Origin of the sequence: Brevundimonas sp. SH203, from assembly GCF_002157625.1 — a bacterium.
Lineage (GTDB): Bacteria > Pseudomonadota > Alphaproteobacteria > Caulobacterales > Caulobacteraceae > Brevundimonas.
In genome coordinates, this window is sequence record NZ_BDMM01000001.1 from 122,522 (window position 1) to 142,989 (window position 20,468).

At 62.3% G+C, this 20,468-nt stretch carries 22 protein-coding genes; 14 read left to right on the forward strand and 8 right to left on the reverse strand.

Annotated features, from left to right (window positions below; genetic code table 11):
* Positions 1-19 precede the first annotated feature (19 nt).
* Genes SH203_RS00565 through SH203_RS00575 form a run of 3 tightly spaced genes read right to left on the reverse strand, consistent with a single transcriptional unit; the run spans position 20 to position 3,578 of the window.
* A complete protein-coding gene (locus SH203_RS00565; protein ID WP_087118938.1) occupies positions 20-1,408 on the reverse strand; it encodes a restriction endonuclease in 1,389 nt (462 codons plus the stop codon).
* A complete protein-coding gene (locus tag SH203_RS00570; protein WP_087118939.1) occupies positions 1,405-2,472 on the reverse strand; it encodes a DNA cytosine methyltransferase in 1,068 nt (355 codons plus the stop codon). Before SH203_RS00570 ends, SH203_RS00565 begins: the two co-directional genes overlap by 4 nt.
* Positions 2,469-3,578 carry a DNA cytosine methyltransferase gene (locus tag SH203_RS00575; protein ID WP_087118940.1) on the reverse strand — a complete coding sequence of 370 codons (1,110 nt, stop codon included), beginning with the start codon at positions 3,576-3,578 and terminating at the stop codon, positions 2,469-2,471. The genes SH203_RS00570 and SH203_RS00575 overlap by 4 nt, the downstream gene beginning before the upstream one ends.
* 356 nt (positions 3,579-3,934) lie before the next feature.
* Here SH203_RS00575 and SH203_RS00580 point away from each other — a divergent pair, with 356 nt between their 5' ends.
* The 5 genes from SH203_RS00580 to SH203_RS00595 all read left to right on the forward strand — a co-directional run bounded on the left by SH203_RS00580 (position 3,935) and on the right by SH203_RS00595 (position 8,208).
* Positions 3,935-4,393, forward strand: coding sequence for a hypothetical protein (locus tag SH203_RS00580; protein ID WP_143275649.1), 459 nt, complete (start codon positions 3,935-3,937; stop codon positions 4,391-4,393).
* A gap of 3 nt (positions 4,394-4,396) precedes the next feature.
* Positions 4,397-4,987, forward strand: a complete 591-nt coding sequence (locus SH203_RS15170; protein ID WP_159457512.1) for a hypothetical protein — start codon at positions 4,397-4,399, stop codon at positions 4,985-4,987.
* 10 nt (positions 4,988-4,997) lie between these two features.
* Positions 4,998-6,308: a hypothetical protein gene (locus tag SH203_RS15685; protein ID WP_087118942.1), complete on the forward strand. Its 1,311-nt coding sequence runs from the start codon at positions 4,998-5,000 to the stop codon at positions 6,306-6,308.
* A gap of 103 nt (positions 6,309-6,411) precedes the next feature.
* Positions 6,412-7,419 (forward strand): nucleotide kinase domain-containing protein, encoded by a 1,008-nt coding sequence (locus SH203_RS00590; protein WP_159457513.1) that lies wholly within the window; start codon positions 6,412-6,414, stop codon positions 7,417-7,419.
* 9 nt (positions 7,420-7,428) lie between these two features.
* Positions 7,429-8,208, forward strand: coding sequence for a hypothetical protein (locus SH203_RS00595; protein WP_087118943.1), 780 nt, complete (start codon positions 7,429-7,431; stop codon positions 8,206-8,208).
* A 692-nt stretch (positions 8,209-8,900) separates the two neighbouring features.
* On the opposite strand, the gene SH203_RS00600 is transcribed toward SH203_RS00595, so the two are convergent.
* Positions 8,901-9,281, reverse strand: coding sequence for a hypothetical protein (locus tag SH203_RS00600; protein WP_087118944.1), 381 nt, complete (start codon positions 9,279-9,281; stop codon positions 8,901-8,903).
* 79 nt (positions 9,282-9,360) lie between these two features.
* On the opposite strand from SH203_RS00600, the gene SH203_RS15690 reads away from it, so the two are divergent.
* The 4 genes from SH203_RS15690 to SH203_RS00615 are packed head-to-tail and all read left to right on the forward strand — an operon-like array spanning position 9,361 to position 12,794.
* Positions 9,361-10,062: a recombinase family protein gene (locus tag SH203_RS15690; RefSeq protein WP_234989327.1), complete on the forward strand. Its 702-nt coding sequence runs from the start codon at positions 9,361-9,363 to the stop codon at positions 10,060-10,062.
* Positions 9,980-10,930: a recombinase family protein gene (locus SH203_RS15695; RefSeq protein ID WP_234989328.1), complete on the forward strand. Its 951-nt coding sequence runs from the start codon at positions 9,980-9,982 to the stop codon at positions 10,928-10,930. Before SH203_RS15690 ends, SH203_RS15695 begins: the two co-directional genes overlap by 83 nt.
* Positions 10,927-11,955, forward strand: coding sequence for a plasmid partitioning protein RepB C-terminal domain-containing protein (locus tag SH203_RS00610; protein ID WP_234989329.1), 1,029 nt, complete (start codon positions 10,927-10,929; stop codon positions 11,953-11,955). Before SH203_RS15695 ends, SH203_RS00610 begins: the two co-directional genes overlap by 4 nt.
* A complete protein-coding gene (locus tag SH203_RS00615; protein ID WP_234989330.1) occupies positions 11,898-12,794 on the forward strand; it encodes a plasmid partitioning protein RepB C-terminal domain-containing protein in 897 nt (298 codons plus the stop codon). The genes SH203_RS00610 and SH203_RS00615 overlap by 58 nt, the downstream gene beginning before the upstream one ends.
* 12 nt (positions 12,795-12,806) lie before the next feature.
* On the opposite strand, the gene SH203_RS15175 is transcribed toward SH203_RS00615, so the two are convergent.
* From SH203_RS15175 to SH203_RS00625, 3 genes are all read right to left on the reverse strand, one after another.
* Positions 12,807-13,925, reverse strand: a complete 1,119-nt coding sequence (locus SH203_RS15175; protein WP_143275651.1) for a hypothetical protein — start codon at positions 13,923-13,925, stop codon at positions 12,807-12,809.
* Complete coding sequence (locus SH203_RS00620; RefSeq protein ID WP_087118946.1) at positions 13,922-15,202, reverse strand: hypothetical protein; 1,281 nt, start codon at positions 15,200-15,202, stop codon at positions 13,922-13,924. The genes SH203_RS15175 and SH203_RS00620 overlap by 4 nt, the downstream gene beginning before the upstream one ends.
* A 115-nt stretch (positions 15,203-15,317) precedes the next feature.
* Positions 15,318-16,229: a HEPN domain-containing protein gene (locus SH203_RS00625; RefSeq protein WP_087118947.1), complete on the reverse strand. Its 912-nt coding sequence runs from the start codon at positions 16,227-16,229 to the stop codon at positions 15,318-15,320.
* Positions 16,230-16,815: 586 nt separating this feature from the next.
* On the opposite strand from SH203_RS00625, the gene SH203_RS00630 reads away from it, so the two are divergent.
* The 5 genes from SH203_RS00630 to SH203_RS15935 all read left to right on the forward strand — a co-directional run bounded on the left by SH203_RS00630 (position 16,816) and on the right by SH203_RS15935 (position 19,897).
* Entirely contained in the window at positions 16,816-17,109 is a 294-nt protein-coding gene (locus SH203_RS00630) for a DUF736 domain-containing protein (RefSeq protein WP_087118948.1), read from the forward strand.
* A 70-nt stretch (positions 17,110-17,179) separates the two neighbouring features.
* Positions 17,180-18,055 (forward strand): ArdC family protein, encoded by an 876-nt coding sequence (locus SH203_RS00635; protein ID WP_087118949.1) that lies wholly within the window; start codon positions 17,180-17,182, stop codon positions 18,053-18,055.
* A gap of 260 nt (positions 18,056-18,315) precedes the next feature.
* On the forward strand, positions 18,316-18,837 hold the full coding sequence (mobC, locus tag SH203_RS00640; RefSeq protein WP_087118950.1) for a plasmid mobilization relaxosome protein MobC: 522 nt from the start codon (positions 18,316-18,318) through the stop codon (positions 18,835-18,837).
* Positions 18,834-19,079, forward strand: coding sequence for a hypothetical protein (locus SH203_RS15440; RefSeq protein ID WP_087118951.1), 246 nt, complete (start codon positions 18,834-18,836; stop codon positions 19,077-19,079). Before mobC ends, SH203_RS15440 begins: the two co-directional genes overlap by 4 nt.
* 137 nt (positions 19,080-19,216) lie before the next feature.
* Positions 19,217-19,897 carry a relaxase/mobilization nuclease domain-containing protein gene (locus tag SH203_RS15935; RefSeq protein ID WP_375600712.1) on the forward strand — a complete coding sequence of 227 codons (681 nt, stop codon included), beginning with the start codon at positions 19,217-19,219 and terminating at the stop codon, positions 19,895-19,897.
* Here SH203_RS15935 and SH203_RS00655 read toward each other — a convergent pair.
* On the reverse strand, positions 19,805-20,434 hold the full coding sequence (locus SH203_RS00655; RefSeq protein WP_087118953.1) for a hypothetical protein: 630 nt from the start codon (positions 20,432-20,434) through the stop codon (positions 19,805-19,807). The genes SH203_RS15935 and SH203_RS00655 overlap by 93 nt on opposite strands.
* Positions 20,435-20,468 lie beyond the last annotated feature (34 nt).

Consider the following 20,468-nt stretch of genomic DNA (forward strand, 5'->3'; position numbering starts at 1 on the left):
GTCCCTTGGGACAGGTCGATCAGTCTTCCTCGTCAGGGGCGATCGGCTGATTGCGTTTTTCGGCCATGACCCTAGCGGCGTTCTTTTGAACGAAGGCGTGCAAACTCGCCGGTCCGGTCTGAAGATAGGCTTTCACGGCCGCGCCATTGACCAGGACGAATTGCAGGTGGGTGTCGGCCGTGATCTCTCGGGCGTAATTCACGGCCTCACGGGAGAAGTCACCGGGGGTGACCACCATGACCACGTGAGACTTGGCGTAGATCGCCAGGCCGACCTCCTTGGCGACGTCGCTGAGGCTGACGCGGCTCTTCACGCATTTGCACTGGATGTTCCAGCGCGAGAAGAGGAGTTGCTTGCCTTCCGCGGTCAGGTCGACCTCGGCATAGGCCGTGTCCCGGCTCCGCTGGCGGAACGAGCGCGGATCAAGCCCCAGATCGATCAGCATGCGAAGCGCCAGGAGCTCCAACCCCAAGCCGCGATCGTTTGGCGATGCGCTGTTCAGCAGCCGCTGGATCTCGGGGCGCGGCAGATCGATCTTCTCGCGCAGATCGGCCGGCACGACCGCATCGAAATCCGGGACGATCGCGCTGAAGGGGATGTCGAGGAGTTTGGCGGCGGCCGACACCTGGCCGCTTTTCGCGCCCCGCCCCTCCGAGCGAGCGCCCAGGCTCAACCACCCGCCGGCTTCGAGCGGCCGCAGGACCTTCTTGCTCAGTTGGTCCTCATCGAACTGATGCGGATAATCCCTCAGGCATTCGTCGCTCACGACCTTCGCCGCGATGGATTTCGTCGGCTCCACCTCGATCAGACGACGCAGGACCTGAAGAAAGATTTGTTGCTCCAAGGGAAGGGCGCTCAGCTCCGCCCGTTCACTGGCCGAAATGCCGAGCACCCGTTTCATCGCCTCATCGATCGGCGCCAGGTTCTCGCTCTTGTCGAGAAGACCGGCTTCGGCGAACCAGTTGGCGAGGGTCGTGTGGTCCGTCGTCGCGCGCGAGAGGCGTTCGATGCCCAAGAACTCGAGCTCGCGCTTGAGGCTGTCCTTGCCGGCGTGCTCTCCGCGTACGTTCAGGGATCGGGCCGCCTCGATCACCGACATTCCATTGCGGGTTTCGACCACATGGACGGCCAGTCTCTCGGCGCCTTCACGGGGTGTCAGCGCGGAGGCGATGAACTCGCCCGCCTCGGTTAGGGTCATCGACGGGCGATCGATCAGGCCCAAGGTGTTCAGCGTGGCGGTGACGTTCGTGCGGGCCCGCTTGTTATCCGCGCCGCCGAAGAAGGCATCCGCCCAGGCTTTGACCACGGCGTCGAAATCGGGAGCATATTGCTTGAACAGCAGCAGCGGTTTGCGAACATCGCCGATGATCTTGGGCGAAAAGTCATTGAATGACGGAAGCCGCTTCATGCCGCCGCCTCCAATCGGCCGCCCAAATGATCCGCAAGCTGGCGACCGACGGCCTCAGCCAGCCGAGGAGGCACAGCATTGCCGATCTGACGCCACTGCTGTTCGAGCGTGCCCGTCAGGGTGAAGGCGTCCGGAAAGGTCTGCAGGCGTTTGATCTCTTCGATGCGCAAGATGCGATTGCGCCAGTGGAAGGGGCCCATGTTGTTGGAGCGTCGCGCCTGGATGGTCCACGACGGCAGATCGGGGCTCAGCTTCAACAAGAACGACCAGTAGCGGCCGCGCCATTTGAACACGGGATGGGGGTGGCCGCGCTTTTCGGTGAAGAAGAGGTAGTTGTCGCCTGGCGGCACCTGCTTCAGCAGGTCGTGGTGACGTCCGCCGGCGAAATGCCCCTTGTCGCAGGCCGCTTCATCCGTATCCAAATCCGCAAGAACGTCGCCCGCCGTGCGCCAGGCCGGCAGGTCCACGCCATCTTGGGCATGGGTGGGCTCGGGCAGATCGATCCGGCCCTCCAGCGATCCGACGACGAAACAGCGCTCGCGGATCTGAGGCACGCCGAAGTCCGCGGCGTTCAGCACGCCACAAGTGACCTTGTAGCCGAGCTTTTCGGCGCGCGTGACGATTGTCTCCAGCGCGTCCCGGTGAACCTTGTAGGCGAGCCCCTTGACGTTCTCCAAGATGAACGTCCGTGGGCGAAACCATTCCAGGACCTTCAGGTAGCCGTTGATCGTCTCCCAGCCATTCGGATCGTCCAATGCCCGCGGCATGTTCTGGCGATAGAAGCGGCTTTTGGAGAACGGGGGGCAGGGGGGACCGCCCGCCACCAGGTCCAGGTCGTCGGCGTCCGGTCCGAGTTGCTCGCGCAAACCCTGGCGGGTCAGGGCGCCGATCCGCTCGACGATGAAAGGGGTCTTGCCGAAATTGGCGGCGTAGGTGGATGCGCACAATCGCTCGGCGTCCGTCGCCAAGCGGGTCTGGAAGCCTGCCTGCTCCAACCCCAGATCGAGTCCGCCGCAGCCGGTGAATAGGCTGACCGCTTTATAGGGGCGCGTGATCCCGTTCATGCGACCGTCTTCGCCACCGCGCGCACCATCACCTCCGCAAGGGGCGGAGGAACGGCGTTGCCGACCTGGCGAACGCGGTCCCGCCGAGACCCCGCCCATTCATACCCGCGAGGAAAGCCCTGCAAAGCCGCCATCTCTACGGTGCGAAGTCGACGGCTGGTCCAATGGAAGGGGCCCGTCCAGGGGCCAGGGGAAGCCGCCAGGGTCCAAGAGGGCCGCTCCGGCGCGAGCTTGAGCAGGAAGTTCCAAAAGCGGGTTTCGGTCACGAAGCTCGGCTCGGGATGTCCGGCCCAGGCGGTATGGGCCTTGTAGTTGCTTCCCGGCGGCACCGTCCGGAGATGCTCGGCCCAACGGCCGGAGATCACTTCTTCAGGTTCGAAGAAGCGGTCATCATCGAAATCTTCAAGCGCTTCACCCGCCGTGAGCGCGGGCTTCAGGTCTATTCTCGGGTCAGCCCTGACGGCGTGGGTCGGAGCCGGCGCAGTCGGCTTGGATTTACGCGATCCCAATAGGAAGACGCGCTCACGCGTCTGCGCCACGCCATACTCGGCGGCGTTTGCGGTGACCTCGGTCACCTCATAACCCGCCTTGAGCGCCGCGCTGCGAAAACCTTCGAGGACCGGTCGGTTGCGAGGGTGCTTGATCGAGGGGACGTTCTCGAACACGAAGCCATCGGCGTTGGCCTCGAAGATCAGGCGCCAGAACTCCTCGACCAGGGTACGACGATCGTCCGGGCGAGGCTCGGTCGGCGCAGGCGGCCTGGCCATCTGTTCGCCCGCCGCGCGGGCCCTGCGGTAACGCGACTCTTCGCCTTCTTCGACCCAGTAGGCGGCCTTGGAAAAAGGCTGGCACGGGGCGCCGCCGACCACGATCAGCGGATCGCCGGGCCGCAAATTCGCTGCCTGACGCAAGTCATCTCCCGTGAGATCCGCGACATCCGCTTTAAGCACCGCGCCGTGGTATTTCGGATTGCGGCGCATCGTGTCGCAAGCGACGCCGTCGAGTTCGAAGGCGGCGCGGACATCACAGCCGGCGACGGTGGCTCCGATGCTGAGACCGCCCGCGCCCGCGAAGAGATCGATCGTCGGTACGCCGGGCTGCTTCATTGCGGAGAATACCTTGAGAACGGATAGGGAACTGTTTCGCCTAGCACGATTCACCGTGTCTCCTTATCAGCGAAGACGGCCTGCGTCCGCAACTGACGTGAGACCAAGAATTTGGCTGAAGGTCCTCACGACTGCCGGCCGTCCATCAGCTTGAGCATCTCGTGCAGCTTATCGCGGGCGCCGAAGAGCCGGCGTGCGACGACGAGCTCCTGACGGCTGCAAGGTGCACGAGGGGCCCACTGAGGGCGGATCTCAGTCAAGGCCGCCTCCACATCTGTTTGACCTTCGATCCGCGAAGACTTGCCAAACGCAGCCTGAGGTAGTGAAGTGTTGTCCTTATGTTCTGGGGGGCGTCCGTGAGCGATCATCGCAAGGCTTGCATCATCTATGTGCCCGCTACGGCGGGATCCGTCGCGAAAGTACGCGCCGAGCTCGAAGAGCAGGGCTTCACGGTATGCGAGGCTGACGCTGCTGAAGCGGCTGATGGCCTCCTGCCGCAGGGACAACTGCCCCAGCCATTGATTGACTGCATGGATGGGACTGAACTGTGTGTTTTCCTTTTGCCGGCGATGCCCGTCGATGACGGACTGATCGGCGCATGCGCCGCGGCTGCAGGAGGCGCAGACATAAGAATGATCGGTGCTTATGCCAATGCGCGCGTCGTGTTCCCTGAAGCGCTCGATGAGCAGGCGGAATCGATCGTGCGGGTCGAGGGGCCGAACCTTGCGGAAGCGATATCTGGCTCACCGATTTGGGAGAAGCCCGACGGCCAACGCGCCGCTGATCGCGAGATTACTCGCGTTCGCTGCCAGTGACCTATGACGAGCCTTTTCGCTTACAAAATGGTCAGGGATTTCGGCTTCGCGTCCAATCCGTTTGGCGGGCTTTGCACGCTCGCGACTTGTAAGCCAAATATTCGGCGGAGAGCGGCACCTGGCGATATCGTCGTGGCGTGTGGCAGCGTTAAGAATGGACGATCCGGGCGCGTCATCTGCGCGATGCGCGTCGGAGGCGCGATGACTTTTCAGGAGTATTGGGAGGATCCGCGTTTTGAGCGAAAGAAGGCGGCGCTTGGGCTAAGCCGCCAGCGCGCCTTCGGTGACAACATCTATCATCACGCGCCCGACGGGTCTTGGATACAGGAAGATTCCCACCACAGCCAGGTCGGTGGCGTTCTGAATCCTGCGAACCTTCATCAAGACACAAGCGCTGATCGAATCTTATGGGCGAGCGAGTTTACCTACTGGGGACGAGAAGCGCCCGTGTTGCCGGCGGAGTTCGATGGGTTCGGACTTGCGCGGGTTCGAGACTTTCGAGGAGACTTCGAGCCAGAGTTCGTGAATCGTACCAACGTATGGTTCGACGGTCTGCCTCAGGGGCGGCTCGGTCGGCCGATCAACTGGACGTGACGGCAGCCACATGACCTCTATGCTCGTTTCTGAATACGACAGGTTTGTCGAACGCACAGACCAATCGACGGACCTGCCGCCGAAAGTGCGGATGGAGATCGCGCTCTATGGCGTGGCCTCCGAAATCGGTTCTGTCATATCCGCTGTGAAGAAGCGTTTGCTGGCCAATGTCGGCCAATCGGCCTGGAACGTGCCGGATGCCGACATAATCGAAGAGCTCGGTGATGTGGTTTGGTACTGCTTCGCTCTCGTGCGGCAAGCCAACCCCGGTAAGCTCGTAAATATCTTCGCGCACGATATCGGGCAACTCAAGGACGAGTTGGGCGCCAACAGCAAACGCGCTGAGCGCCTACGGCAGGTGCTCGATCCCACCAAACGGGCGCAGTTTCTTGAAGCCGCTGAACACTTCCCGCGCCGCCGTGACTTGAGATTCGAGGACTACCAAGACCTCGCGTTCCTAACAGCCCGCACAAACGATCGGGAACTCGCCGAGGTGTGCCTGGTCGTCCTGCAGCAACTTGGCGCCGAACTGCTGCGACAGAGCCTTCCGGAAATCGAGCGTGAACTGAACACCACGCTGCCGGACCGGCCAATGAACGATCTGTTGGGCGAGATCGCCTGGCATGTCGCGGCTCTGAGCAGCTTGTACGAGCTACGGATGAGCGACATCGTCGCCGCCAACGTCGCCAAGATTTCTGATCGGTGGGATCGGTCGGCGCGAACGCCTCTTCATGACGAGGGCTTCCCAAAAAAGGAGAGATTCCCTCGTCGCTTCCAAGTCGAATTCATGTCCGCCGGTCCGGGACGCTCGCGGATGATGCTTGAAGGCGCGCAGCTTGGCGACGACCTCACAGATAACGCGTATCACGACGATGGATATCGCTTTCACGACGTCATGCATCTGGCCAACGTCGCAAAGCTCGGCTGGTCTCCGGTGCTGCGTTCGCTGATGGCGCGCAAGCGCAAAAGCGATCCGGAAGTCGACGAAGTCGAAGACGGAGCGCGGGCACGGATTGTCGAGGAGGCCGTGGTCAAGGCGATCCATGCTGAAGGTGTGAGGCTTGCGACGGTTCGGGCCGTTGGCGCGACTGGGCCCGTACAGCTTTTCCCGGGAAGCGGAGACATATCCTTCAGTTTCCTGAAAGGGATAAGAGCTCTCGTGACCGACCTTGAAGTCGCGAAAAATCGGCTCTCGGAGTGGGAGGCGGCGATACTGGATGGGTACGCCGTTTTCCATCAGCTTCGCCTCTTCGGGGCCGGCGTGGTCACCGTCGACATGAACGAGCGCACGATCACGTTTCAACAACCGACGGCGATCTGATTTTCCACAGTCCTGGCTTGGATTGACCTGTGATTGAATGAAATCCGATCAGGGCGTTCTCGAATCCGCCTAGGCTCAATTCCTTGACGGAAAGGCAAAGTGCATGAACCCTACCATCGTCTACGATGACTATTGGCGGTTTGCGGCTGAACGCCAGGCCATGTATCTCCGGCGGCTGGAGGGGAAGCGGGGGCCCTGGACCGATGACCCGATCTTGAGGACGTATCGTTTCACCAACGCCTACCGTGCCAGTGACAGAGTTAGCCAGTTCCTGATCCGACGCGTCCAGTACGCGGCTGATCGGTCACGATCGCCGCAGGAACTTTTCTTCCGCACCCTGCTCTTCAAACTGTTCAACAAGGTCGAGACTTGGGAGCACCTTGAAAATCAGCTAGGCCCTGTCAGTTGGCAATCGTTCGACTTCGATGCCGCTGATCGCGTCCTGAACGACGCGATAGGGCGCGGGAAGCGGATTTATTCGGCCGCGTACATCATGCCATCCCCCGCCCTGGGGGGAGAACGCAAACATACCAACCATCTTCGGCTGCTGAAGATGATGATGGAGGATGGATTGCCAGCCAAGGTCGAGAAGGCCGGAAGCTTGAGTGGCATCTTCGACCTTTTGATCCCCTATCCCGGGTTGGGGAAGTTCCTTGCGTTCCAATATTGCATTGATCTGAATTACGCGCCGTTCCTTTCCCTGGAAGAGTCCGAGTTCGTCGTCGCGGGGCCGGGGGCGCTCGACGGCATCGCCAAGTGTTTTGATGATGCGGATGACTACGCTCCCGAGGATATCATTCACGCGATGGTCGACCGGCAGGAGACTGAGTTCAAGCGGCTGGGCCTTGATTTTCCTGGCCTGTTTGGTCGACGGCTGCAGCCGATCGATTGCCAGAACCTGTTCTGTGAAATCTCAAAGTATGCGCGTGTCGCTCATCCCGACGTGGCGGGCATCTCGGGCCGCGTGCGCATCAAGCAGACCTATAAGCTTAGCTCACGAGCGTTGCAGCAACCCTTCTACCCGACGCGTTGGAATCTGGCGGTGCCGGCCTACACCTCCACCGCCGCGTCTTCGATCCAGCCGGGCCTGTTCGACGCGGTGGCGGCGTAGGCGGCCGTCATGAAGGATGAAGGGGATGTGACGAACAGCGAAGGTCGGGGATTTTGGACGTGGTACACGATCGCGCGTCGCAACGAGGAGCATTTCGCCGAAACGGGCAAATACATCATTGAAGGCTTCGAAAAGGATCAGGAAAAGCGACGGGAACGCGCCTCTTACAATCTGACGGTTGGCGCCGAGATCTATATCTCGCCCGCCTCGGAAGAGGATCCGAAGTCTAGAGAGCGACTGAGGCCAAGGGAATCTCGCGCGATTCCCTCCGGTCAGTTCGCGTTTCTGCAGACCGCCGAATGGGTGAGCATTCCTCAGGACGCCATCGCGTTCATCGCCCTGCGGTCGAAGGCCACTAAATTCCGTGGCCTAGTGAATGTGTCCGGCTTCTATGTGGAACCAGGCTACAGTGGATATCTCATCTTCGCGGTCTTCAATGCCGGTCCTGGCACGATCCATGTCGCGAGAGGCGACGAGTGGTTCGAGATCTTCTTCGCCGACCTAGACGGTCAATCACAGAGCAAGCGGGAGAAGCAGGGATTCACGGGGATCTCAACCGACCTGATCACGCCGTTAGCTCATCAGTTCCACTCCCTGCCAGGCTTGGATAAGAAGATCGATGAGACGAAATCCGCGTTGGACGAGAGATTACAGAAGGTCGAGCGTGACCACTCGATCCTACGATGGTCGATGGCCCTCATAATCGGCGCCTTCATCGCCCTCGGTGTCAAAACATGTACCGATTCCGGCCATGCTAGGACGGTCCCGCAAGCGGAGGCTCTCCAATGAGGTGGGCATGGGATCGACGAGGACGCTACTCACGCGCGCGCAAGATTGCGCGGACAGGCGTCTATCCGCTGGCTCTGGTACTGTCCGCGATATCGATCGGCGTGATCGCCAGCGACTCCACTGCCGTTTCCAAGTCCTTGCCATTTGGTCCGGTTCTGTTTGCGATGGCGGTGAGCACGCTTGTCCTCTCGATTGTCCGGATCGGCGACGGATCTCTGGATCTCCAGAATGGCAAGCAAATACGGTCAGGAGGGCGGTACGCCGCAAGTTTCTGGTTGACCGCGTTCGTCACGACGTGTGCGGCGGTACTCGTGTTTCTCGTAATCGATCGCCTTCCTGAAAAAGTCGATTGGCCGTCAAACACAGCACGTCAGGGTCCGGGTCTATCCTTTCAGGACCAACGCGATGTGACGTCGAAAGAGCCGCGGTCGACCCTTCCCGTGCCACCTCGGCCACCTACGAAATCGGTTTCGACGAGTACGTCGCCGGCTAGGGCCGAAGCTCGCTAGGCTCTTCCAGTCTGACGGCCTATGTCTGCGGCCACTGTACTCGGACGCTTGTCCGGGGAACTCCTCGTCGGACCGGCCGTCGATCCATTTTTGGCGGGCGATCGGCCCTAACGGGGCGACCACCACGGCTAAGCTGCTGTGGGAAGAAGCAACCGCCCGGGTCCGTCAATGAGCCGGTCAGCGTCATGACTGCAGATCGTCCATGAGAGCCAGCATCTCGCGCAGCTTGTCGCGCGCGCCGGACAGCCGACGGGCAGTGACCAGCTCCTGACGGCCCGCAAGCTGTAGGACAACTTCGAGGACCTCATCGGATCGTCCCATGAGGATGACCAGATTCTCGCCGTTCGGCGCATTGCGAGCCTCGAACCAATTCCGCACGGCGCGCTCGTTCGCACCTGTGATGCGGACGACCTGTTTGACCGCGCCGGGCACTGCGCCGAACTCGCGGCGGAGTGCGCCAGCGATGGCTTCGGCGAAGCGGTCGACCCCGCCTGGCGTATCGGATTGAAGAAAACTTCCTCCGGATTCCGACCGAAGTTTTCGGACGTTCTGCGTAGACGACATTCAGGGCTCCCCGCCGGTAGCTTGGCCGGAAAGCCAACTGACGAGGACCCATGACGCCCTGAAGGGCGTCTGACCCTGAATGACCCAAGCAATAAACAGTAGCGCAGAGCCCGGGCCGGCCCAGACGATCCGCGCCGCCCAATATGTGCGGATGTCGACCGAGCACCAGAAGTACTCGACCGAGAACCAGGCCGAGATCATCGCCCGCTACGCCGCCCAGCGGGGGTTCGAGATCGTCGAGACCTATGCCGACAACGGCAAGAGCGGGCTGCGCCTGGACGGTCGGGACGCCCTGAAGCGGCTGATCGCCGACGTGCAGGCCGGGCGGACCGACTTCAAGGTGGTCCTGGTCTACGACGTCAGCCGCTGGGGTCGATTCCAGGACGCCGATGAGAGCGCCTACTACGAGTTCCTGTGCCGCGAGGCCGGCATCAGCATCCACTACTGCGCCGAGCAGTTCGAGAACGACGGCAGCCTCAGCACCACGATTATCAAGAGCATGAAGCGGGCCATGGCCGGTGAGTACAGCCGCGAGCTCTCGGTCAAGGTCTTCACCGGCCAGTGCCGCTTGATCGGCCTCGGCTATCGCCAGGGCGGGCCGGCCGGCTACGGCCTGCGGCGGCAGCTTGTCGACGAGCAGCGCCAGCCCAAGGCGACGCTGATGCGGGGGGGAGCACAAGAGCCTGCAGACCGACCGAGTGGTCCTGACGCCCGGTCCGGTCGAGGAGATCGACCTGGTCCAGCGCATCTATCGGATGTTCGTCCTCAACCGCCGCTCTGAGCGCGAGATCGCCGCCCTCCTGAACGGCGAAGGGCAGGTGACGGACCTCGGCCGCCCGTGGACGCGCGGGGTCGTCCACCAGATCCTCACCAACGAGAAATACATCGGCAACAACGTCTACAACCGTGTCTCCTTCAAGCTGAAGAAGAAGCGCGTCGCCAATACGCCGGATATGTGGGTGCAGGCGGACGGCGCCTTCGAGGGCATCGTCGACCCGGACTTCTTCGCGGCGGCCCAGCGCATCATCGCCGAACGCTGCCGGCGCTACACCGACGCTGAGATGCTGGAGCGGTTGACCGAACTGCTCGAGCGGCGCGGCTGCCTGTCGGGGCTGATCATAGACGAGCTTGAGGACATGCCGTCCAGCTCCACCTACCGCCAGAGGTTCGGCAGCCTGATGCGGGCCTATGAACTGGTCGGCTGGTCGCCCTCGCGCGACTACCGCTATCTGGAGACCAACCGCTTCCTGCGCACCCTCCATCCGGAGGTGGTGTCCGGGACGGTCGCGCAGATCGAGCGTCTGGGTGGCGCGGTGCGCGTCGATCCGGTCACCGACCTGCTCACCATCAATGAAGAGTTCACCGCCTCCCTGGCGATCGTGCGCTCGACCCGGACCGCGTCGGGCGACCTGCGCTGGAAGATTCGGCTTGATGCAGGCTTGAAGCCGGACATCACCGTCGCCGCGCGGATGGACGGGGCCAACGCTTCGGTCCGCGACTACTATCTGCTGCCCTGGATCGACCTGGGGCCGCAGGACCGGGTCCGGTTGGCCGAGACCAATGGGGTGTCGCTCGACGCTTACCGGTTCGACGACCTCGACCGCTTCTTCGAGCTCACCGGCCGCGCCACCCTGAGGAGCGCTGCATGACCCCGGCTGTCCCTGAGATCCGCTCCGTCCCGGTGTCGGCCATCACCATCCTTAACCCGCGCGTCCGCAACCGGCGCATCTTCGACGAGCTGGTCGCCAGCATCGCCAACCTGGGCCTCAAGAAGCCGATCACGGTAAGCCCTCGCGAGGACGGCGGATACGACCTGATCTGCGGCCAGGGCCGGCTGGAGGCGTACATCGCGCTCGGTCAGGCTGAGATTCCTGCCGTGATCGCCGAGGCGACGCCCGAGGACTGCTTCGTCATGAGCCTCGTCGAGAATCTCGCCCGTCGCCAGCATCGGCCGCTCGACCTGGTCCGTGAGATCGGCGCCCTGAAGACGCGCGGCTATTCCACCCAGGAGATCGCCGCCAAGACGGACTCCAGCGCGGAATGGGTGTGGGCCATCTGCTTTCTGCTCGACAACGGGGAGGAGCGGCTGATCAACGCCGTGGAGCGGGGGTTCATCCCGCCATCGGTCGCGGTGGAAATCGCCAAGGCGGGGGAGGGGGAGGTGCAGGCCGCCCTGGCCGACGCCTATGAGCAAAAGGCCTTGCCGGGCAACCAGGTGCTGGCGGTCCGCCGGATCATCGAACAGCGCCGCACCAGCGGCAAGGCCGGAATCAGCGGCTCGCGCGGACCGAGGCCCAACCGGCCGGTGACGGCCGACGCCCTGGTACGGGCCTATCGCCGTGAGACCGATCGCCAGAAACTCCTGGTGAAGAAGGTGTCCCTGACTCAGAGCCGGTTGCTGTTCGTCGTCAACAGCCTGCGGCAGTTGCTGGACGACGACCACTTCGTGACCGCTCCTGCGGGCCGAGGCCATGCACACCCTGCCCAAACCTCTGGCCGAACGGCTCGGCCGGGCGGAGGGCTGAGATGGACAAGCCCGTCAAAGCCGCCTTCGAACGCGACCTCAGGGTCATCCCGGTCGAGGACATCCTGCCGATGCGGCAGGTCGAAGACCGCGTGCTGCGTTCGGTCAAGTACCGGCGCATCGCCCGCTCCGTCGCCGAGGTCGGGGTGATCGAGCCCTTGGTGGTCGCGCGCCCGCGCGGGCAGGGGCCATGGATGCTTCTGGACGGCCACGTCCGCCTGTCGATCCTCAAGGAACTGGGGGAGCGGGACATCCGCTGTCTGGTCTCCGATGACGACGAGGCTTTCACCTACAACCGCCGGGTCAACCGGCTGGCGACCATCCAGGAACACTACATGATCGTGCGCGCCCTGGAGCGCGGCGTCCCGGCCGAAAAGCTCGCCCGGGCGCTGGACGTGGACGTCAAGGCGATCCAGCGCAAGCGCGACATGCTCTGCGGCATCTGCCCGGAAGTGGTCGATCTGCTGAAGGACCGTTCGGTCAACACCTCGACCTTCACCATGCTGCGCAAGATGCGGGCGGTCCCCCAGATCGAGGCGGCGGAGCTGATGATCTCGGCGGGCAATTTCACCGGCTCCTACGCCCGCGCCCTGCTGGCCGCGACGCGGCAGTCGGACCTGGTCCAGTCCCACAAGCCCAAGAAGATCGGCGGGATGACGCCCGAGCAGATGGCGCGAATGGAGCGCGAGATGGCGTCGCTCACCGCCGACTTCAAAACCTTGGAGGCCTCCTACGGCGACGACGTCCTGCATCTCGTCATCGCCTCTGGATACCTTTCACGGCTCGTCGCCAATCCGGCGATCGAGCAGTGGCTCGCCGCGCGTCATCCGGAAATCCTTTCGGGCTTTCGCTCGATCATCAGCGTCGCCTCGCTCGATGCGGCCGCCGCTGACGGCGAAGACGACGCTCTACCGAATGACGACGGCGCCGATACGCACGCGGCGTGGATAGAGCGTCGCCCTGAAACAGCCTCTTCAGAATTCAATTGAAGAGCGAGTGCATCAGCTACCCGGATGATTGGTACTCGATGAACTTACGCTTGCGTTTACAGCTTCCTCATAGCGTTCCTTGAACTCTTTTGGCATTGCGCCGGCAGCCACGAGATACGCGTTAAGAAGAAATAAAAACTGGCGAGCTCGATTGTTTAATTTGAACAAATCACTTAAGTGGCGATCTGCTTCTTCGCGCGTCTTTTCTTCAATGCATCGGAATGCTATTTCTTTTGAAAGGTAAGGTATCTGGGCGAGTGCGTCGGGCGCGTCCAGGAAAGATCGAACAATACCAACAAATCTCTTCCACTCAGGAAGTTCAACTTCGACATTCGCTCCCCCTGCACCAGCTCGTTCTATGGAAAGGCGAAGATTCCTGCGCATCATATAACTATCTTTGCCGCCCCATATGTAGTAACGCAGAGTCTTCTCAAAATCATCTTGACCCATGTCGAACTGAAATATGTTTTTTAGATCGACGACGGCTAGTGTCATAAAGCCCGAAAAAGCTGATAGAAAATTAGCATACACGAATAGATGTTCGGTTTTCCTCGGGTCCAACTCTTGGGCACTTTTAATGAAGATTCCGAGCAGAGACCGCAAGCCCCGAGCCCCATTACTCTCCATTGCGGCATAAGTATTCGACAGGGAAGCAATCTCTGAGAGGGCACCGTACTTTGCGGAAATCTCAGGGATGTAGTCCCACAAATCCATATTAGCGAGATAAGTTGCGCCAAACAGATAGTTTGGCGAAACACTCACAGCATATTTCTCGAAATTCGCTTCGGAGTGGACGTGAACTCCTAACTCGTTTGCTAATAATCGGTGGCTATATGGAGCATCCTTTTTAAGAATTAGGAACGCTTCACTGGCTTTTACATACGACTTCAGACCTGCTGCCCATAACGCGCGGTTGATCGCGCTCATTTTTCCTGTTTTGCAATCGAATAAAATCCGGCGCTCTAAACCCCGGCGGCCGAATTCGATTCCGAGCACATCAACATCCGTAACATCCACCGGCATGTCTTCTAGTGCGGCAGACGATCTAACTACCACCTCGAGATAGGGCACGACCCCTTGAGCGGCGCAGAAGCGGGCCGCCATTCCTTTTTGGGCGCGGTCTTTGATCATAGCTGCAACAGGAACTGCTGGACCTCGGCCTCGGCCCTCTTGGACACTACCGATTTGCCAGGGTTGGCGCGACTCTTGCGTGCGGACAGATGCGAACGGACATACTCCTCATCACTCCGTAACAGCAGCCTAGCCTGACCGTCTTGCTCCAGATCCGAAGGGCGTTGGCTTGCTAGCAGAGTGCGCGCAATGGAGACCGCTTGGACATTCTCGGGCACATCGATCAGATGAAACTGGAAGCGGTCGCCTGACGTGAGCTTCAGTCGGCCTAAACCGAGAACGGATAGATTGGCATACTGATGGGCCGCCTCCGAAGAGGCATTGATAAATTTGTTATTTTCGAGCTTTGAGAGCAGCGCGTCAGGATATTTTATCCGGAAGCGCTCTGGCAGCAGTTGGCCCTTTCTGACCGCAGCGGCCAAAGCCATGCCTTTCTCATATATTTCTCGGTTGGCCGCGCTTAGCCGAGTTTTCCCGGGAGCGGGAGTGAAGATGAACTGCTCACTCTCGCCATTGGGGCGCTTGATGGATGGGGGCTTAATGATGCCCTCGGATGCGAGCGCTTTGACCAAATCAACTTGATCTGGGGTCAACTGTGTAGTCGAGACGCGCCCTGTCGACACTATGGCGGAAAGTGGCATTCCTTGGTTGTCTTGTATGGCTTGCAGCACATGTTGTACGTTTGGTGTGTCGCCGCGAGCCGCCATGTCAATTAGGCCAGACATGTTCCCATCGAAATAGAGGGGGCTGGCGAGAATATCCCTACCCCTTGCGCGATGATCCACAATCAGACCGGAGCTCTCGCCAATCTGGAGAGCTGAGTTAAAGGCATTCCCGTCGAGGCCTAGGCTTGATCGGACGGAGTCACGATTTTCAGGAGATTTGGAAAGACGGTCCAGAATGCCGATCGTGGCGACTTCCAACTCGTTCAGCGGGGCTTGGTCCAGGAACTCGCCAACGCGCTCATATATGTCTTCGAAATGCGGAACGTTGGGCACGACCTTGGAAATGGTGTGACCTTGTGTGATCAGGCTGACCAACTCCAAGTTGGCCAATATTCTAAGAATACGGTCAAGGACTCCTGATCTGATGTGAAAATACCGCGAAGCGACAAGACGCAGCGTTCCATAGTCTACCTCTCCCAACCCGCGCAGGTTCACTGCAAGTACGGCTGCTTGGCCAATATCAGTCGCGGCATCGTACTCGGGCACATCACTGCCTTCGAGGCCGACCTGCAGGTCAAACGCATATTCTGCGGCTTGTTTCTTTGTGAGCATGAGTCCTCCGACGCACGCTGGTATCCCAACCGGTGGTTGATGCCAAGGTTGGTTCTTGCTGGGAGCGGACCGCGAGTTGGATGCTGGAGCCTAGCTATGTGGTCTGGTCGTAATCCTAACTTCCCACCGCTTCGCGTAGTTCTTCGATGTGCTTCTGGCTCGCCTCGGCGACGATTTGTCTGAGCACTCCGATCCGTTCGTTCAGGAACGCGAGTTCCTCATCGGTAATGCGATAGTGGCGCGAGTAGCGTACTTTGACGTAGGCCGCCCGCAGCAGTTCGAAGCATCGCTTCTGAAACTTGGTATCGTGCGGCCAGGCTTCGCGCAGGCTCGGTTCGAGCGGCTCCGTCATGTTTCGGAGGCGGATGAGGTTATGGCTCTTGGGCGAATAGAAGGTCAGGACCTGCAGGAGCCCCTGATAAATCGTCTCCGCTGCTTGATGCAGATTGAACGCGGCCTTTTTCGTGAAGCCCCGAGACCGACAAAATTCGACCATCGCTAGAAACTCGTCGGCGTCTTGCTTCCATTCCTCATAGTACTCCTTCGCCTCTTCCAGCGCCGTAGACGGCGGCAAGGGCTGTGGTTCGGAGAATGCCACGCCGGGCGTGTCCTGAAGGACCACGCCGTCGCGGGCGATGTCGATGAAAAACCCGCGACCGTGCTCCAGCTTCCAGTTCACGTCGTCCAGGCTATGGACGATCAGGCTGACGGGCGTGCGCATGGCGCCCGCCGACAGTTCGGCCAGGAGGCGCTTCTCCACATCCTCCCAGAACTCGAAGTCGGTCAGGTCCTCATGATCCACGACCACCAGTAGGTCGAAATCCGAGAAATAGCGCCCGACCGGATCGTGCACCCAGTCGCCGCGCGCATAGCTGCCGAACAGGATGATCTTCAGGATGCGGCCGTTCTTCAGCCGGTCGGCCCGGCGCGTGGAGATGGCCTTGGCGAAGCCGTCCTGAATGATCCCGACGGCGGCGTCGAGTTCACGCTGTTTCGCGAGCGGCAATTTCCTCAGCGGACGTTTCATGCCCGGAGTCTCCGAAATGCGGAGCCGACACACAAGAGTCGAAACGCCCCGATCTGCGCGCAACTAGGCTGCCGCGCTCATAATCGCTACGCTAGCACCTGCGGGCGCCGGTTCCATAGGGTGTCGTCTGTTCGCCGTAGGGCCGGTTCGCCGGAAAATCGTCGCGGCGCCGCCTGAAAGTCCCGGGCCTCCACGCAGAGGGTCCAACGCCCGCACCTTTCCCCTTTCGATATGGGCTGTGGTCTGCGGCTCTAAGCGTCAGAGCGGGGTGTGATCTCCGGGGTCATGTCGACTGCGTCTGTGATGCTCCGGCGGTCTGTGGGTCTTTCCCCTGTTTGCGCGCGCCACGGCGCGGCCTCTCGAAAAGGCGGATCTGAGCGGAAACCGGTCGGCTGAGCGCAACCGCGCGCTCGACTTTCTTCCCCGGCCTGAAGGCCTCCTCGCGGGACAAGAAACTCCCGCTTGCGGTCCTCCGCTTCGCTGCGGGGGCTTGCTGGCGTTCGCCCTGCGCGCCGACCGGCCCCCGGTCTCCCGATCGCCATCGAGGCCGCGACAGGCGTGGTCCGACAGCAAAGGAGAAACTGACATGGCCGCTATTGGCACCTTCACCGCTCAGAGCGACGGCTACACCGGGTCGATCAAGACCCTGACCCTCAACGTCAAGAGCGCGACCCTGCGCCCGAACGAGAAGTCGGACGACAAGGCGCCGGACTACCGCATCTTCTCGGGCCAGACCGAGTTCGGCGCCGCCTGGAAGAAGACCTCCCGTGAGAACCGGGAATACCCCTCGGTCAAACTGGACGATCCCAGCTTCCCGGCGCCGATCTACGCCTCGCTGGTCGAGATCGAGGGCGGACACAGCCTGATCTGGTCCCGCTGAACCGGAGCGGCGGCGCGTCGGACGCGCCGCCGCCCCTTCATCCGAACAATCCATCCTTGAGGAGGCTGCCATGACGCGCCCCGCCGATCCTGCTCGTCCGGACATCTACGCCCGGATCACCAACCAGATCATCGACCAACTGGAGGCCGGCGTCCGGCCGTGGACCCAGCCCTGGACCGGAGGCAACCCGGTCACCCGTCCACTCCGCCACGACGGCACGCCCTATAGCGGCATCAACGTCCTGCTGCTGTGGTCGGAGGCCTTCAGTCGAGGGTTCGCCTCGCCGACCTGGATGACCTTCCGCCAGGCGCTGGCGCTGGGCGCCCATGTCCGCAAGGGCGAGAGGGGCTCCACCGTGGTCTACGCCAACCAGATCGTCCGTACCGAAACCGACGATGCAGGCGAGGAAGTCGAACAGCGCATCCCGTTCCTGAAGGCCTACACAGTTTTCAACATCGAACAGATCGACGACCTGCCGGACGTCTACCGTCCGACACCAGCGGAACCCGTCAATCCCGACGCGCGGCGGGAAGCGATCGAACGCTTCTTCGCCGAGCTGGGCGCCGACATCCGCCACGGCGGTTCTGCCGCCTACTACGTCCCGGCGTCCGATCATGTGCAGATGCCGCCGTTCGAGACCTTCCGAGACGCGGGCGCCTACTACGCCACGCTCGGTCATGAGTGCGTGCACTGGACCGGCCATGAATCCCGGTTGGCCCGCGACTTCAGCCGCTCGACCCAGGCTTACGCTCGCGAGGAACTGGTCGCCGAGCTCGGCGCCGCCTTTCTATGCGCTGACCTCGGGCTGGAGCTGGAGCCGCGCGAGGATCACGCCGCCTATCTCGGGCACTGGCTCGAGACGTTGAAGGCCGACAAGAGGTTCCTGTTCGCGGCGGCGGCTCATGCGCAGAGAGCGGTCGCCTGGCTGCACGAAGCGCATCCCTGATGGGCTGGCATCGTCGCTTTGAGCCTGAGCCGCGTCCTGACCGGGCGCGGCTTCTTCTTTGCTCGGATGGCGGTGGAGGGAGATGAGAGGAGGGGTGTCGCCGCCCTCGGTTGGGGCGCCCTTCAGGGCGGCGGGCGAGCGGCCGATAGCGGCCGCCGAGGGGAGGGCGGGGAATCTCCGTAAGCCTGCGGGACGAGGCGGTTCGCGGTCTAGGGCAGGATAGGCATTGCGCCGGCAATGTCTGACAGACCCGCTCCCCGATGGATCGCTTCACTTTTCGCCTCCCGTCCGACCTGGCCCGCCGCTTCGACGCGACGGCGGCCGATCACGGCGGGCGGTCCCGCTATCTGCGCACGCTCATGGAAGCCGCCGCCCAAGTGCCCTTGCCGGCGCCCGAGCCGGGGCCGCCAGGCACGAAGTCGGCCAAGCTGACCCTGAGGCTGGCGGACGCGGACCTGGCGTTGCTGGAGGCCGAGGCGGCCCGCGCGGGACTGTTGCGGACCCAATGGGCGGCGGCGCTGATCCGTCGCCGTGTTCGTGGCCGGCCCCAGATGACGCCGCCCGAAGCGTTGGCCCTGATCGGCATCCGACGCGAGCTTCACCGCATCGGCGTCAACATCAACCAGATCGCCCGCGCCCTGAACACGGCCGTGATGGAAGGGGCCGTGCTTGATCTGGAGGTCGCTCAACTGGCCGCCTTCGCCGCCGAAATCCGCGGACATCTGAGCGGTCTAGACGATGTGTTCGCCGGCAATCTGGCCTATTGGTCGGCCGAACGATGAGCGACCTGCGCACGCCCTTGGGGTTCGAGGAGGCGCTGCGGCCGCCGATCGATGTGCGCCGGGCGCGCATCACCCGGCCGGTCCTGCGTCCGCCCGGCCAGCCCGGCGACGCGGCGGCCTACGCCCAGCTGGCCCGGATCATCCGGCGCGCGCCCGAAGTCATGGTCAGATCACAGGCAAGGCCCGGGACGCCGGCCATCTGCGCTGCCACCTCGACTATATCAGCCGCAACGGCCAGCTAGCGCTGGAGGGGCCGGACGGCGAACGCCCCGAGGGGCGAGACGCGGTCAGGGACGTGACCGGCGCCTGGGCCGCCGAACTGGCACTGGAGCCGGGGCGGCGGCGCGACAGCCCGGTGTCGCGCGCGATCATCCTCAGCATGCCGGCGGGCACCGATCCGCGGCGCGTGCACGACGCCGCCCGGGTCTTCGCCCGCGACGTGTTCGGCGAGCGCTTTCCCTATGTCTTCGCCCTTCATGAGGATGACCGACATCCGCATGTCCATCTGACGGTGCGGGTCCTGGGCGCCGACGGCGCCCGGCTCAATCCACGCAAGGCCGACCTGGCGGACTGGTGCCAGCGTTTCGCTCAGGCCCTGCGCGATCGCGGGGGGGGAGGTGGAGGCGGAGGCGGAGGCCAGCCCGCGACGGGCCCGCAGCGTGATTCGCAAGGCCGAGCGCACGCCCTTCCGAAAACTGTGCGAGCGGTTCGCGGCGGGGGAGGGGGCGGCACCAAAAACCTAGTAAGCGCCCTTCGACAGGCGGTTGCGAGAGATGGCGAGATGACACCGTGGCGCGCGGCGATCCGCGACAGGCAGCGCAGGCTTCGTCGGTCTCTCGCTGCGGAGGCCGTCGCGCTTTCGAGATCTGGTCGCGCCGAGGACCGCGTCCTCGGCGCTGTGCTGGTGGAGTATATCCGGTGCCTCCCGAAGGTGGAAACGCGAGATGACCAGTTGTCGCGTGTCAGCCTAGCATCCCGGGCGGATCTCGCGTTGCTGTCCACAGCCGGGCCCCGACGAGCCCGATCGGCGCGCACGAAACTCCTGGGGCGAGAGCAATAGTTCGTCCTTGTATATGCATAGGACGTCTTCGATTTCGTGGGTGCAGAGGCGTCGAAGGCCGATGGGCACATCGTATCGAAGGATGCCCCAGGCGCTTTCCTTCTTTAGGCGACCGCCGGCGAGTCGACGTGCGCCGACGCGCGCTCCAGCGTGCAGGTAGATGAGGTGTTCCGACTCCAACTCAAGGCGATAGCGCAAGCGTTCCGCCGCATCATAGATTGCGAGTTCGCCCAGTCCGTAGATCGGCCTGAAGGCGCTCTGCACAAGCTGCCAGAGTTCGTAGAAGTCCACGGCTTTCTGGAGCTTGCCGCTGATGGCATGCAAGGCAGCCGCTCCCGCCTCCAAGGCGTCCATCGACAACCGGCGCTGGTGCGGATGGCGTTTCCCAAACAGATCGGCGCGCCCGACGCGGTCGACCACTGCACCGAATGGCAGGCCGTCACCTCGCCACCAGTCGACCTCAGCTGCCCGAATCCCGTCCGTGGCTTCGTATTCCTTGACGATAAGCTCAATTGTTTCCGGGTAGACGGCAAGCATGTGGCCCGGTCCTTCGGCTAGCAGGCATCAGCTA